The 14,864-nt window shown below is 69.3% G+C and carries 11 protein-coding genes and 1 other RNA gene; 2 read left to right on the forward strand and 10 right to left on the reverse strand.

Annotation, left to right across the window (positions count from 1 at the left end):
• Positions 1-8: 8 nt before the first annotated feature.
• From QU603_RS11815 to QU603_RS11855, 9 genes are all read right to left on the reverse strand, one after another.
• Complete coding sequence (locus QU603_RS11815) at positions 9-1,310, reverse strand: aspartate kinase (protein WP_308491582.1); 1,302 nt, start codon at positions 1,308-1,310, stop codon at positions 9-11.
• Between the two features lie 53 nt (positions 1,311-1,363).
• Positions 1,364-2,398 (reverse strand): DMT family transporter, encoded by a 1,035-nt coding sequence (locus tag QU603_RS11820; RefSeq protein WP_308491583.1) that lies wholly within the window; start codon positions 2,396-2,398, stop codon positions 1,364-1,366.
• Positions 2,399-2,408: 10 nt separating this feature from the next.
• The gene (recR, locus tag QU603_RS11825) at positions 2,409-3,002 is read right to left on the reverse strand and encodes a recombination mediator RecR (RefSeq protein ID WP_308491584.1); all 594 of its coding nucleotides are present in this window, start codon (positions 3,000-3,002) and stop codon (positions 2,409-2,411) included.
• Between the two features lie 3 nt (positions 3,003-3,005).
• A complete protein-coding gene (locus QU603_RS11830) occupies positions 3,006-5,147 on the reverse strand; it encodes a DNA polymerase III subunit gamma and tau (protein WP_308491585.1) in 2,142 nt (713 codons plus the stop codon).
• Between the two features lie 97 nt (positions 5,148-5,244).
• Complete coding sequence (locus tag QU603_RS11835; protein WP_308491586.1) at positions 5,245-7,734, reverse strand: glycoside hydrolase family 65 protein; 2,490 nt, start codon at positions 7,732-7,734, stop codon at positions 5,245-5,247.
• 13 nt (positions 7,735-7,747) lie between these two features.
• Positions 7,748-8,482 (reverse strand): HAD family hydrolase, encoded by a 735-nt coding sequence (locus tag QU603_RS11840; protein ID WP_308491587.1) that lies wholly within the window; start codon positions 8,480-8,482, stop codon positions 7,748-7,750.
• 62 nt (positions 8,483-8,544) lie between these two features.
• Positions 8,545-9,777, reverse strand: coding sequence for an acetate/propionate family kinase (locus QU603_RS11845; protein WP_308491588.1), 1,233 nt, complete (start codon positions 9,775-9,777; stop codon positions 8,545-8,547).
• Positions 9,774-11,912, reverse strand: coding sequence for a phosphate acetyltransferase (pta, locus tag QU603_RS11850; protein ID WP_308491589.1), 2,139 nt, complete (start codon positions 11,910-11,912; stop codon positions 9,774-9,776). Before pta ends, QU603_RS11845 begins: the two co-directional genes overlap by 4 nt.
• 17 nt (positions 11,913-11,929) lie before the next feature.
• The gene (locus QU603_RS11855; protein WP_308491590.1) at positions 11,930-13,120 is read right to left on the reverse strand and encodes a RimK family alpha-L-glutamate ligase; all 1,191 of its coding nucleotides are present in this window, start codon (positions 13,118-13,120) and stop codon (positions 11,930-11,932) included.
• Positions 13,121-13,145: 25 nt separating this feature from the next.
• On the opposite strand from QU603_RS11855, the gene QU603_RS11860 reads away from it, so the two are divergent.
• Positions 13,146-13,631, forward strand: coding sequence for an ATP-dependent zinc protease family protein (locus QU603_RS11860; RefSeq protein ID WP_308491591.1), 486 nt, complete (start codon positions 13,146-13,148; stop codon positions 13,629-13,631).
• Positions 13,632-13,672: 41 nt separating this feature from the next.
• On the opposite strand, the gene ffs is transcribed toward QU603_RS11860, so the two are convergent.
• Positions 13,673-13,769, reverse strand: an RNA gene (gene ffs, locus QU603_RS11865) — signal recognition particle sRNA small type.
• Positions 13,770-13,901: 132 nt separating this feature from the next.
• Here ffs and QU603_RS11870 point away from each other — a divergent pair.
• Positions 13,902-14,864, forward strand: coding sequence for an AAA family ATPase (locus tag QU603_RS11870; protein ID WP_308494010.1), 963 nt, complete (start codon positions 13,902-13,904; stop codon positions 14,862-14,864).

The following is a 14,864-nucleotide window of genomic DNA, read 5'->3' on the forward strand; positions in this document are numbered from 1 at the left end:
CGGGCCGCTCAGCGGCCGGTTCCGGCATAGATGGTGGCATCGACCTCGCCGTCGAGTCCGAACGCGGTGTGCACGGTCTGCGCCGCCTCGGCGAGATCGTCGCCGCGCAGCACGACCGAGATGCGGATCTCGGAGGTCGAGATCATCTCGATGTTGATGCCGCCCTCGCTGAGCGCCTCGAACAGGGTCGACGAGACGCCCGAGTTCGAGCGCATGCCGGCGCCGACCACCGAGAGCTTGCCGATCTGGTCATCGTGCACCAGACTCTCGAACCCCACCTCGGACTGCTCGGCGGCAAGGGCACGCAACGCACCCGTGGCGTCGGCCTTCGGCAGCGTGAACGAGATGTCGGTGCGTCCGGTGGATGCCGCCGAGATGTTCTGCACGATCATGTCGACGTTCGCGCCGGACTTCGCGACGATCTTGAAGATCTCAGCGGCTTTGCCGGGCACGTCGGGAACCCCGACCACGGTGATCTTGGCCTGGCTGAGGTCGGTGGCCACCCCTGCCACAACGGGCTCTTCCATGTGATCTCCCTTGAGCTGCGGGAAGGCTGCGGCCAGGTCTCCGCGGCGCTTCTCGTCCACGACGAGGGTGCCCTCCGCCGAGCTGAACGTGGAACGCGCATGAATGAGAACACCGTGCCGGCGCGCGTATTCCACGGCACGGATGTAGAGGACCTTTGCGCCGTTGGCGGCGAGCTCGAGCATCTCTTCGCTGGAGATCACCTCGAGCTTGCGCGCGCGGGGCACGACCCGCGGGTCGGCGGTGAAGATGCCGTCGACATCGCTGTAGATCTCGCAGACGTCGGCCTCGAGCGCGGCGGCCAGCGCCACAGCCGTCGTGTCGGAGCCGCCCCGGCCGAGCGTCGTGATGTCGCGGGTGTCGCGGTTGAAGCCCTGGAAGCCGGCGACGATGACGATCGCTCCCTCGTCGAGCGCTTCGCGCAGTCGGACAGGCGTCACATCGACGATGCGGGCTTTGCCGTGATGCGAGTCGGTGATCATGCCCGCTTGGCTGCCGGTGAACGACCGCGCCTCGAATCCCATCGAGTGGATCGCCATGGCCAGCAGCGCCATCGAGATGCGCTCACCGCTGGACAGCAGCATGTCCAGCTCGCGCGGCGCGGGGATCGGCGCGACCTCGTGCGCCAGGTCGAGAAGCTCGTCGGTGGTGTCGCCCATCGCGCTGACGGCCACGACGACATCGTGGCCGGCACGGCGCGTGTCGACGATGCGCTTGGCGACCCGCTTGATGCTCGCGGCATCGGCAACGGACGACCCGCCGTATTTCTGGACGATCAGCGCCACGTTCGTACTCCTCGGGCCCCTGCAGGATCGGATGTCACGGCCCGCGTTCCATCTTACGGATCGCTGGATTCCGGACCGGCCATGTGACGGGGCCCGCTCGACGGTCGCTCGAGGGTTTCGGCCGCGTCCGGACCGGTCCTGATCGGACCGGTTTCGACCATGGCGCCCGGCACGGCTTCTGCGATCGGATCCGGCGCACCCGCAGTCTCGGCGGCTCGGCGCCGCCATCCCCCCGTGGCCGCCAGCCAGCAGCCCAGCAGCACGAGCGGGAATCCGATGAGCAGCCCCACCGTCAGAGGTTCGGCGAGCACGATCGCGCCCAGGGCGATCGCCACGACCGGGTTGACGTAGGTGAACAGCGGCGCCCGCACTGGCCCGACCTCGTCGATCAGCGCGAAGAACGCGATGAAGGCGATGGCCGTGCACAGCACGCCCAGCAGCACGAGCGAGACGATGCTGCGCACCGACGGCACCCCCTGCTGGGTCAGCAGCGCCGGCGGCAGGTACGCGAGCCCGACCACGATCAGGGCCATGGTCACCGAGCCCAGCGACGGCACGCCGCGCAGCTTGGTGGCGATGATGAACGGCACGATCGCGTACATGATGGCCGTCAGCAGAACCTTGCCCACGGCGATCAGCGCGGCGACGGGTTCGGCGACGGTCAGCCCCTGCCCGGCAACGATCACCGCGACGCCGGCGAAGCCCACCAGCAGGCCCGCGATGCGCACGGGGGTGAGCAGCTTGCGGTCGCCGACGATGAACCCGATGATCGCCGCCCACAGCGGCACGGTCGACACGAGCAGCCCGGTCAGCCCGGAAGGGATGGTCTGCTCGGCACTGGAGAGGAGGAAGAAGGGACCCGCCATCTCGAGCGCACCGAACACCAGCACCCAGGGCCACACACGCAGTGCGGGGCGCAGCGCCCTTCGACGGATCGCGATCGGCAGGAGCACGGCCGCGCCGATCAGCGTGCGCCCGCTGACGACGCCGGCGGGCGAGAACGCTGCGACCGCTTCGCTGATGAAGAGGTAGGTGATTCCCCACAGCACCGACATCGTGGCGAACAGCCACCAGCCCTTTGCACTCACGTGTGAATTGTCACACGGACCGCCGACCCTCGAACGCGCGGCCCAGGGTCACCTCGTCGGCGTATTCCAGATCGCCGCCCACCGGCAGGCCCGATGCGAGCCGGGTGACGGTGATCTGCAGCGTGTGCAGCAGCCGGCTGAGGTAGGTGGCCGTCGCCTCGCCCTCGAGGTTGGGGTTGGTCGCGAGGATCACCTCTTGCACGGTGCCGTCGGCCAGGCGCTGCATGAGCTGAGCGATGCGCAGATCGTCGGGGCCGATCCCCGCGATCGGGCTGATCGAGCCGCCGAGCACGTGGTAGAGCCCACGGAACTCGCGAGTGCGTTCGATGGCTGCGACATCCTTCGCGTCTTCCACGACGCAGATGAGCGTCTGGTTGCGCCGTGGATCGCGGCAGATCGTGCAGCGGTCCTGCTCTGAGACATTGCCGCAGACCTCGCAGAAGCGCACCTTCTCGCGCACCTCGCCCAGCAGCTCAGACAGCCGCGAGACGTCGAACCCGGGCGTCTGCAGAATGTGGAACGTGATGCGCTGCGCCGACTTCGGGCCGATGCCGGGAAGGCGTCCGAACTCGTCGATCAGGTCTTGGACGATGCCGTCATACATGGATCAGTGGAACCTCGTGGCCGTCTCGAAGGGCTCTTCGCGTAGGAACGTCGCCCGCAGCACCTGACGGACGACCGCCTCGCCCACGCGCTCGACACCATCGTCACGGACCGTCGACAGTCGCGGTGCGACGACCTGCACGGGGGCCTCGGGCGCTGTCATCTCTTCGTCTGCCTCGCGCTCGTCGTCGTCGGGCGGCAGCGACGTCTCGATCTCGCGCGCCGGCAGCACATCGCCTTCGCGCGCCGGCGCGAGCGTCGCGATGAGCACGGATGCCGCGTCTTCGGGCTCGTCGTCGACGGCGAGCTGGCCGGGAGTGACCGCCGTCGCCGCCCCGGATGGGTCGGAGGGGATGGGCGCGACCGCCCAATCGGTCACCGGGGCGGCCGCTTCGGGTGCGGCCTGAGCGCGCGCGGGGGCCGACCGCTGCGCCGGGGGCGGGGTGGCGGGGACACCCGCGGCCTGCGTGTGCGGCGGCACAGGACCCGACGGTCCGTCCGGGTGATCGGGGCCGCCGCCCTGGTCGCCGGGACCGCCGCCTGAGTCGCCCGAACCGCCGGGGCCGCCGCCCTGCTCGCCGGGACCGCCGTGGCCGCTGTGCCGGGCGATGTATTTCACGCGCACGCCGAGCTCGGCCTGGATCGCCTGCCGCAGGTCTTCGCTCGGGCCGCGACCGGCCTGCAGCTTCTTGAACTTCGCGACGTCCGAGGCGCTGACGAAGCCCAGGGTGAGCACGTCGTCGCGGAACGCCTGCACGGTCGCGGCCGCGGCCACCAGCCACGACCCGCGATCGACCGCTTCGAGACGCTGCAGAATCGTCGGCCACGCCTGCTCTATGCGAGACATCGTCACCGGCGACGGCACCGCCGGCTCCGGCTCCGGCTCCGGCCCCGGCTCCGGCTCGGGCTCAGGCTCGGGCTCTGACTCGGGCTCGGGCTCCGTGGAGGGCGCTTCGACTCGCTGCGCTCGCTCAGCAACCGGGGCAGGGGACGCGGACGGTGCTTCGACTCGCTGCGCCCGCTCAGCGACCGGAGCTTCGACCGGCGCGCCATGGGCGAGCACGCGCGCGACCATCAGCTCCAGCTGCAGGCGCGGCGAGGTTGCTCCGCTCATCTCGTCCAGAGCCGCCACGACGATGTCGGCGATGCGCGACAGCCGTGCGGCGCCGAAGCGGCCCGCCTGCGTCATCATGCGAGCGAGCTCTTCGGCCGGCACTCCGCGCAGGACCGCTGCCGCCCCGTCTCCGGTGGCCGCCACGACGATCAGATCGCGCAGGCGTTCCAGCAGGTCGTCGACGAACCGCCGCGGGTCTTGCCCGGTCTGCACGACGCGGTCGACCGCGCCGAACGCGGCCGCGGCATCCTGCCCCGCGAAGGCGTCGACCACCTCGTCGAGCAGCTCCGCCGGCGTGTAGCCGAGCAGCGCGACCGCGCGCGCGTATGTGACGGTCTCGTCATCGGACCCCGCGATCAGCTGATCGAGCACCGACAGCGTGTCACGTGGCGAGCCGCCGCCCGCGCGCACCACCAGCGGCAGGACGCCCGGCTCGACCGTCACTCCCTCTTGCCCGCACAGCTGCTCGACGTACTCGAGCATGGCGGCAGGGGCCACCAGCCGGAACGGGTAGTGATGGGTGCGCGAACGGATGGTGCCGATGACCTTCTCCGGCTCGGTGGTCGCGAAGATGAACTTGACGTGGTCGGGCGGCTCTTCGACGAGCTTGAGCAGCGCGTTGAACCCCTGCGGGGTCACCATGTGCGCCTCGTCGAGGATGAAGATCTTGAATCGGTCACGGGCGGGGGCGAACACGGCCCGCTCGCGCAGGTCACGCGCGTCGTCGACGCCGTTGTGGCTGGCCGCGTCGATCTCGACGACGTCGAGCGACCCGCTGCCGCCACGCCCGAGCTCGATGCAGCTGTCGCACTGCCCGCACGGGGTGTCGGTGGGTCCCTGCGCACAATTGAGGCAGCGCGCCAGGATGCGCGCCGAGGTCGTCTTGCCGCAGCCGCGCGGGCCCGAGAACAGATAGGCATGGCCGACGCGGTCGCTGCGCAGGGCCGTCATGAGCGGCTCAGTGACCTGCGCTTGCCCGATCATCTCCGCGAACGTCTCGGGCCGGTAGCGGCGGTACAGTGCGGTGGTCACGCGTCCAGCCTACGGTGTGCTCCCGACACGCTCATCGCATCATCGACGACGGGATGCCGCAGACAGCGTGTGCCGCGGCATCCCACCCTCCGACGACTCAGTCGTCGGCGGCGATCACGTCGATCGTCGTGGTCTCGGTGGTGGGAACGGATGCCGCGAGCAGCGTGCCGTCCTCGCGACGCTCGCCGATCAGCTCGCGCAGGGTCGGGCGGCCCGCGATGACCGGACCCTGATCGGCCAGCGGTGCGGTCACGGTGTCACCGGCGGCCACCGTGTATGCCACGCCGCGCACGGTGAACGTGACATCCTCTCCGCCGCCGGCGGCCACGATCATCTCGTCGGTGCGCAGCGCGATGTCCAACCGTGTGCCGTGCCAGTGCACGACGTAGGCCAGCTCGTCCCAGCCTGCCGGCAGACGTGGATCGAAGCTCAGCCCGTCGTCGTCGCGCAGCCCGCCGAACCCGGCGACCAGTGCCGTCCACACGCCGCCCGCCGATGCGACGTGCACGCCGTCGGCGGCGTTGTGGTGCAGATCGGCGAGATCGACGAACAGCGAGCGCTCGAAGTAGTCCTGTGCGAGCTCCTGATAGCCCACCTCGGCCGCCAGGATCGACTGCACCACCGTCGAAAGCGTCGAGTCGCCCGTGGTCAGCGGGTCGTAGTACTCGAAGTCGGCGAGCTTCTCTTCGGGCGTGAACTGGTTGCCCTGCAGGAACAGCGCCAGCACGACGTCGGCCTGCTTGAGCACCTGATAGCGGTAGATGACCAGCGGGTGGAAGTGCAGCAGCAGCGGACGCAGACCCGGCGGCGTGCGTTCGAGATCCCACACCTCCTTCTCGAGGAACACCTCGTCTTGCGGATGGATGCCCAGCTGCGGGCTGTACGGAATGTGCATCGCCTCGGCGGCCCGCTCCCACGCCTCCGGTTCGGCCGGGTCGAGATCCAGCCGGGCGACCATGCGCCGATAGACCTCACCGTCCAGCTCTTCCATCTCGCGCACGGTGCGGGCAGCGAAGCGCAGGTTGAACCGCGCCATGACGTTCGTGAACAGGTTGTCGTTGACGACCGTCGTGTACTCGTCGGGCCCGGTCACTCCGTGGATGTGGAACTCCTCGACGCCGTCGCGGCGGCGCCAGAAGCCCAGCGTCGACCACAGCCGCGCGGTCTCGACGGCGATGTCGACCCCGTCCCGATAGAGGAACTCGCGGTCGCCGGTGGCACGCACGTACTTGGCCAGCGCGAAGCACACGTCGGCGTTGATGTGGTACTGCGCGGTGCCGGCGGCGTAATAGGCGGATGCCTCTTCTCCGTTGATGGTGCGCCACGGGTACAGCGCACCGGCCTCGGTGAGCTGGTGCGCGCGCTTGCGCGCGGCCGGCAGCATGAGCACGCGCATGCGCAGGGCGTTCAGCGCCCACTGCGGCGTCGTGTACGCCAGGAACGGCAGCACGTAGATCTCGGTGTCCCAGAAATAGTGGCCGCTGTATCCCGATCCGGTGATGCCCTTGGCCGCGATGCCCTGCCCGTCGGCGCGGGCGGCGGCCTGCGCCAGCTGGAACAGGCACCAGCGAACGGCCTGCTGCAGGTCATCGCGCCCGCCGATGCGCACGTCCGAACGGTCCCAGAACGCGTCGAGCCACGCGCGCTGCGCCCGCAGGTGGGCGCAGTACCCCGACGCCATCGCCCGGTCGAGCGTGCGGCGGCAGCGATCCACGAGCTCACGCGCCGGCACACCCGTGCCGGACGTGTGATAGCTCACGAACTTCTCGACCCGGATCGGCACACCCGCCTTGGCCTGGAAGCGGAACACGTTCTTGGCGATGTCGGGCTCGACCAGCGTGCGCGACGAGTACGCGTTCTCGGTGGTCACGACGTGGTCGGCGGCGACGGCGATCGTCATGTGCGATTCGGCCACGCGATAGCTCAGCGCCGCGCGCAGCTTGTCTTGCCAGAAGTCCTGCGGCTCGAGAACGCGCTCGGCGAACCGCTCCGTCTTGCGCGGGTCCATCGGGTGCTTGCGGTGCGCCATCGGTGTGCCGCCGTACACGTCTTCGCCGTCCTGCCGGTTGACGATCTGGCAGCTGACGGTGACCGGGGCATCGGCATCCAGCACCGTCACCTCGACGCTCATGATGCTCAGATGCCGCTCTTCGAACGACACCATCCGGTCGAAGTCGACCCGCACATGCTTGCCGCTGGGGGTCACCCACTCCAAGCGGCGTCGCAGCACCCCGTCACGCAGATCGAGCACTCGCTCGTACTCGCGTACATCGGCCAGGTCGAACGTGAGCGGCTCGTCGTCGACGTAGATGCGCATCACCTTCGCGTCAGGCGCGTTGATGATGGTCTGACCTACCTCGGCGAAGCCGTACGCCTGCTCGGCGTGGCGGATCGGGAACGTCTCGTGGAAGCCGTTGATGAACGTGCCCTGCTCGTGCGCGTGACGGCCCTCGGGATGGTTGCCGCGCATGCCGAGGTAGCCGTTGCCAACGGTGAAGAGGGTTTCGGTGACGCCTGCATCGTCGAGATCGAAGCTCGTCTCGATCAGGCGCCAGGGGTCGACGGGAAATCGGTCGCGATCGATCATGACGCAGACAAGTCTAGGAAGACTGGCCGGTGCTCGCGACCACATCGGCCAAGTCGGCGACCACCACGTGCGCACCGGCATCGCGCAGGGCCTCGGCACCCACGCCGCGATCGACCCCGACCACGAGCGCGAACCCGCCGGCGGCGGCCGATCGCACCCCGCTGAGGGCGTCTTCGACCGCGGCCGCGCGTGCCGGCTCGACACCCAGCGAGCGGGCGGCGGCCAAGAACATGTCGGGTGCCGGCTTGGAGGCCAGGTCGTCGCGTTCGGCCACGACGCCGTCGACGACCACCTCGAACCTGTCACGGATGCCCGCGCTGGTCAGAACCTCTTCGGCGTTCTTCGAGCTGGAGACCACCGCCACCGGGGTTGCGGCATCCCGCAGCTGGTTCAGCAGGGCCAGCGAACCGGGGTACGCAGCGATGCCGTCGGCACGCAGCGTCTGGGCGAACACCGCATTCTTTCGGTTGCCGATGCCGCACACGGTGTCGGCCGTGGGCGGGTCGGCAGGGTCGCCCCACCGCACCTCGACCGAGCGACTGCGCAGCACGGCGGCCACCCCGTCGTAGCGCTTCTTGCCGTCGACGTACTCGTAATAGTCCTGATCGGTGTAGGGCGGAGTGACACCCCACGCGGCGAACAGCTCGTCGAACAGATGCTGCCAGGCATGCATGTGCACGCGCGCGGTGGGCGTGAGCACGCCGTCGAGGTCGAACAGGACGGCGTCGTACTGGCGCAGATCGGTCACGGTCTTCCCTTCGTCGCCGTTGTTCCAGCGTATCCAGCCCGGGCGCCGCCGCGGGCCGGCCGTCAACCGGCGGCGACCTGCAGGGTCTGGCGGGCGATCTCGAGCTCTTCGTTCGTCGGCACGACGAGCACCGTGACCGGTGAGTCGTCGGTCGAGATCACCCGGATGCCGTGGCTGCGCACGGCGTTGCGCTGCGGATCGATGCGCACCCCGGCGAAGCCGAGCGTGGCCATCGCCTCGGCGCGCACCGGTGCGGCGTTCTCTCCGACTCCGGCGGTGAACGAGATCACGTCGACACCGCCGAGCTGTGCCAAGTAGGCACCGGCGTAGGCACGCAGGCGGTGCACGTAGACATCGAACGCCAGCGTGCTGTCGTGTTCGCCCCGTTCACGGCCCGCGAGCACATCGCGCATGTCCGAGAACCCGCTCAGGCCCTTCAGCCCGCTCCGCTTGTTCAGCAGCTCGTCGAGCTCGTCGATGCTCAGGCCGGCGCGCCTTCCGAGCTGGAACAGGGCCGCCGGGTCCACATCACCCGATCGGGTGCCCATGACCAGCCCCTCCAGCGGGGTGAAGCCCATCGAGGTGTCCACCGACCGACCGCCGTCGATCGCGGTCACCGACGCCCCGTTGCCGAGGTGGAACACAATCTGCTTGAGCTCTTCCAGCGGCCGCCCCAAGAACTGCGCGGCGGCCTCGCTGACGAACTTGTGCGACGTGCCGTGGAAGCCGTAACGGCGGATCCGGTGACGCGCGGCCAGGTCCTTCTCGATCGCGTACGTGTAGGCAGGAGCGGCCAGGGTCTGGTGGAACGCCGTGTCGAACACGGCGACGTGGGGAACGTCGGGAAAGGCATGGCGCGCGGCCGCGATCGCGGCGAGGTTCGCCGGGTTGTGCAGCGGCGCGAGCACGGCCAGCTCTTCGATGTTGATCTCCACCAGCGGCGTGATGAGGGTGGGCTCGAAGAATCGTGCTCCCCCGTGCACGACGCGGTGACCGATCGCGACGGGCGCGCACTCGTCCAGGCTCGGACCGTGTTCGGCGAAGGCCTGCAGCATGACCCTGAACCCGGCGAAGTGGTCAGGGATCTCCAACTCGCGGTCATAGGTGGCGTCAAGCACCGTCGGCGCTGCCTCCCCCGGCGCGGCCGGCGGAAAGACCACGGTGTGGGTGCCTGCGCCCAGGGGCTGTCCGATCCGTTCGATCAGACCCGATGCGAGCACGGCCTGGCGGGTCATGTCCAGCAGCTGATACTTGAACGAGCTCGAGCCGCTGTTGACGACCAGGACAATGCTCATACGACTCCCTGTGCCTGGATCGCGGTGATGGCGATCGTGTTCACGATGTCTTCGACCAGCGCACCGCGCGACAGGTCGTTGATCGGCTTGTTCAGGCCCTGCAGCACCGGGCCGATCGCGACCGCGCCCGCCGAGCGCTGCACGGCCTTGTAGGTGTTGTTGCCCGTGTTCAGGTCGGGGAAGATGAACACGGTCGCCCGGCCCGCGACATCCGACTCCGGCATTTTGGCCGCCGCGACCGCAGCATCCGCCGCTGCGTCGTATTGGATCGGGCCTTCGACCGGCAGCTGCGGCGCGCGCTCGCGCACGAAGGCGGTGGCCGCGCGCACCTTCTCGACGTCTTCGCCGGATCCCGACTCGCCGGTCGAGTACGAGAGCATCGCCACCCGCGGCTCGATGCCGAACTGCGCGGCGGTGGCCGCCGACGAGATCGCGATGTCGGCCAGCTGCGTCGCGGTCGGATCGGGGATCACCGCGCAGTCGCCGTACACCAGCACGCGGTCGGCGAGCGCCATCAGGAAGACGCTGGAGACGACCGAGACACCCGGCGCGGTCTTGATCACCTCGAACGCCGGTCGGATCGTGTGCGCGGTCGTGTGCGCCGCCCCCGAGACCATGCCGTCGGCCAGTCCCAGGTGCACCATGAGCGTGCCGAAGTACGACACGTCGGTCACCGTGTCGGCGGCCCGCTCGTAGGTCATGCCCTTGTGCGCGCGCAGCCGCTCGTATTCGCGCGCGAACCGGTCGACCAGCACAGCGTCGAACGAGCTGACGATCTGCGCGGCCGCGATGTCCACACCCAGCTCGATGGCGCGGTGCCTCACCTCGAGCGGTTCACCGAGGATCGTCACATCGGCGATGCCGCGGGCCAGAACCGTCGCGGCCGCCTTCAGCACCCGGTCATCGCCGCCCTCGGGCAGCACGATGCGCTTGCGGTCGCTGCGTGCGCGCGAGATCAGCTCGTACCCGAACATGAGCGGCGTGACGATGCTCGCACGCACCAGTCCCAGCGCGTGCACCAGCGCGTCCACATCGACGTGCGTCTCGAACAGGGCCAGGGCGGTGTCGTAGCGCCGCCGCGAGTCGGCCGCCAGGCGCCCCCGGGTGCGCATGATGCGCAGCGCGGTCTCGTATGTGCCGTAGTCGGTGGTGATGATCGGCAGCGACGAGCCCAGTCCGTCGATGAGCCGTTCGATCGCGTCGGGCAGTGCGAACGGCCCGTTCAGCACGATGCCCGCCAGGGACGGGAAAGTGCCCGACGCGTTGGCCAGCAGGGTCGCCAGCAGCACGTCGGTGCGGTCGGCGGCGACCACCACGATCGCACTGGGCTCCAGCCGCGGCAGCACGTTGTCCATCGACATGCCGGCCACCACGACATCCAGCACCTCGCGGGTGAGCAGATCGGGGTCGCCGCGCAGCAGGGTGGCATCCAGCGAGCGCATCACGCCGCGCACCGACGGGGCGACCAGAAAGCGGTCCTCGGGCAGCGCCCAGACCGGAATGCGGCGGGCCGGCGAGGCGGGGGCGGATGCGGCATCCATCGCCTTCTCGACGGCGATGACAGTCTCGCCCAGGGCGTCCGGATCGGTGCGGTTCGCGACGATCGCGAACAGTTCGGCACGTGCGTGGCCGAGCTCGGCGAGCGCGAGCAAGGCCAGCTGCCCCATCTGCGCCGGCGTGCGTGCCTGCGTCTTGCCCAGCTGCTCGCCCAGGCCCTGCTGCGACCGGCCGCCCAGCACCAGCAGCACCGGGGCTCCGAGGTTCGCGGCGATGCGGGCGTTGTACCCGAGCTCGGCGGGCCCGCCGACGTCGGTGAAATCGCTGCCGAGGATGACGACCGCGTCGCACTGGGCCTCGACGGCCTTGTAGCGCTCGACGATGACCCCGAGCGCGCCTTCGGGGTCATCGTGCACGTCGTCGTAGGTGACCCCGATGCAGTCGTCGTAGTCGAGGTCGACGCCGTCGTGTTCGAGCAGCATCTCGAGCACATAGTCGCGCTCCACCGTCGACCGGGCGATCGAGCGGAACACCCCCACCCGGGGGGTGGCGTGGCTGAGCGCGTCCAGCACCCCCAGAGCGATCGTCGACTTGCCGGAATGGCCTTCGGCCGAGGTGATGAAGATGCTCTGCGCCACGGACTCAAGCCTAGGTGTCACATCTCGGGGATGGGCTCTTTCGGCAGCTTGCGCACGCGCTGCCGACGGCGGCGGCGTTCGGGGATCATGGAGCGCATCTCGTCGAGCTTGCCGAAGCACAGCAGCCGGTCCCCCGCCTCCAGGACGACGCCCTTGCGCGGGTTGGGGATGACCGTGGACGCCCGGTGCAGCGTCAGCACCGTGATGTCACGCTCCCAGAGTCCGGAATCGCCCAGACTCGTGCCGACCAGGCCCGCGTCTGCGTGCACGAGCAGCTCGGCCACGCCGTAGCCGGTCGAGACGGCCAGCCGCTGGCGCACATCGATCTCGGGGAAGCCCACCTGGTGGGCGATGTAGTCGATGATGGCGCCGGCCACGTCGAGCTTGGTGGCCGTCTCGATCCCCTGCAGGCCCGGTGAGGAGTTGACCTCCATCACCAGCGGACCGTCCTCGCCTTCGAGCATGTCGACCCCGGCCACGCGCAGGCCCATGATCTGTGCGCTGCGCACGGCCGTCTGTTCGAACGCCGCGTCCAGCTCGACGGGTTCGACGGTGCCGCCGCGGTGCACGTTCGAGCGGAACTCGTCTCCACTGGCCACGCGTCGCATCGCGGCAACGACGCGGTCGCCGACCACGAGGGCGCGGATGTCGCGGCCCCGGCTCTCGGCGATGAACTTCTGGATCAGCACGTTCTGCTTGGTCGAGTGCAGAGTCTCGATGATCGCTTCGGCGACCTTGACCTGCGGGGCGAGGATCACTCCGATCCCCTGGGTGCCCTCCAGCAGCTTGATGACCACCGGTGCACCGCCGACCCGTTCGATGGCCGGGCGCACGTCGGCGCGGTTGCGCACGAACGCCGTCGGCGGCAGGGCGATGTTGTGCCGAGACAGGATCTGGTTGGCGCGCAGTTTGTCTCGTGCGGTCGAGATTCCGTTGGCGGTGTTCGGGGTGTAGACGTCCATCTGCTCGAACTGGCGCACCACGGCCGTGCCGAAGTACGTGATCGAGTTGCCGATGCGTGGCAGGATCGCGTCGTAGTCGCTGAGCCGCCGCCCGCGGAACTGCAGGTCGGGTTCATCGCCGGACAGATCGATGCCGAAGCGCAGGGTGTTCAGCACCTTGACCTGGTGACCGCGCTGGGAGGCGGCCGCACGCAGCCGCTGGGTCGAGTACGCCTGCGGCGCACGGGAGAGAATCGCGAGTTTCATTCGAGTGTCCTGCCAAGATGGGGGCGTGGCTCAGAGTTCCCATCCAAGCACCATCGCCGGGTGGCGCGAATGGGTGAGCCTGCCCGATCTGGGCGTGGACTGGATCAAGGCCAAGCTCGACACCGGAGCGCGAACCTCGTCGCTGCACGCGTACGACATCCGGCTGGTGCCCGCATCCGCCGACGCGGGGCCCGACCGGGTGCGTTTCACGGTGCGTCCGTGGCAGAACTCGGACCAGGACGCCGTCGCGCACGAGTGCGATGTGCACGATCGACGGCGAGTGCGCAGCTCTTCGGGGCATGCCGACCAGCGCTACGTCGTGCTGCTGCCGATCGTGCTGCTGGGGCGGACGATCACCGCCGAGGTGACGCTGTCGAACCGCGACGAGATGGGCTTTCGCATGCTGATCGGGCGCCAGGTGCTGCGGCAGGGGTTCATCGTCGATTCGGCCCGTTCGTTCGCCGGCGGACGGGCCACCAAGCAGGTGCGCCACCGCAACCGCGGCCGCTGACGCCGGCGTCCGCCCGAACAGAACCGAAGGCGCCCGGGGAAAAGAAAGACTCTCCGCGAACCCGGCAGAGCCCGGTTACCCTTGCTACGTTTCCGTCCTGGGGGAGTTGGCCTGGATGCCGCCTCGCGGAGAGCTGACACCAGTCTAGCGGACCGGGTTACGATCGAAGGACAGGGGCGACGAAGCCCACCCCCGGATCCCGAAGGACTGCCGATGGAGCAGACGACGACATCCCCTTCACTGCGCGACGGATCAGGCGAGAGCATGACCATGAGCCCATCGCTGTTCGCCGAGAAGACCGAGGCGATCCTCGCAGAGATCTCGCGCGTGATCGACGGCAAACCCGATGCGGTGCGCAGCGCGCTGGTCACGCTGCTGGCCGAGGGCCACCTCTTGATCGAGGACGTGCCCGGCGTCGGCAAGACCATGCTCGCGCGGGCGCTGGCGGCCACGATCGACGCGACGGTGCACCGCATCCAGTTCACTCCCGACCTGCTGCCCGGAGATGTGACCGGAGTGAGCGTGTTCAACCCCGCCGAGCGCGAGTTCGAGTTCAAGCCGGGGGCGGTGTTCGCCAACATCGTGATCGCCGACGAGATCAACCGCTCCTCCCCCAAGACGCAGTCGGCGCTGCTGGAGGCGATGGAAGAGGGCCAGGTCACCGCCGACGGTCACACCTATGCGCTGCCCGACCCGTTCCTGGTGGTGGCCACCCAGAACCCGCTCGAGATGGAGGGCACCTACGCTCTGCCCGAAGCGCAGCGCGATCGTTTCATGATGCGCATCTCGATGGGGTATCCGGATGCCGCGGCCGAGGCGCAGATGCTGCGCGAGCGCGACATCGCCAACCCGCTGGCCGCGATCAGCCCGGTCGTCGACGAAGGCCAGGTGCGTGAGCTGATCGCCTGGTCGCGTCGCGTGCACGTCTCGCCGCCGATCGAGCAGTACGCGGTCTCGCTCGCCCAGGCGACCCGGGCCCACCCGGACCTGCGGCTGGGCGCCAGCCCCCGTGCGACCCTGCAGCTGGTGCGCGCCGCGAAGGTATGGGCAGCCCTGGACGGGCGCGCCTTCGTGATTCCCGACGACATCTCTGCGTTGCTGCTGCCCGTGTTCACCCATCGCCTCATCCCCACCCGCGTCACCAACGCACGCGGCCGCAGCGGCACCGACACCGTCGTATCGATCCTCGAGCGGCTGATCGGGACCGTTCCGGTGCCCCTGCCCAGGACCTGA

Source organism: Microbacterium terrisoli (assembly GCF_030866805.1).
GTDB classification, from domain to species: domain Bacteria; phylum Actinomycetota; class Actinomycetes; order Actinomycetales; family Microbacteriaceae; genus Microbacterium; species Microbacterium terrisoli.

Bases quoted from the DNA above. Each gene is read 5' to 3' on its own strand.
- recR (WP_308491584.1), bottom strand. From the start codon at position 3,002: ATGTATGACGGCATCGTCCAAGACCTGATCGACGAGTTCGGACGCCTT.
- QU603_RS11835 (WP_308491586.1), bottom strand. From the start codon at position 7,734: ATGATCGATCGCGACCGATTTCCCGTCGACCCCTGGCGCCTGATCGAG.
- QU603_RS11845 (WP_308491588.1), bottom strand. From the start codon at position 9,777: ATGAGCATTGTCCTGGTCGTCAACAGCGGCTCGAGCTCGTTCAAGTAT.
- QU603_RS11855 (WP_308491590.1), bottom strand. From the start codon at position 13,120: ATGAAACTCGCGATTCTCTCCCGTGCGCCGCAGGCGTACTCGACCCAG.
- QU603_RS11870 (WP_308494010.1), top strand. From the start codon at position 13,902: ATGAGCCCATCGCTGTTCGCCGAGAAGACCGAGGCGATCCTCGCAGAG.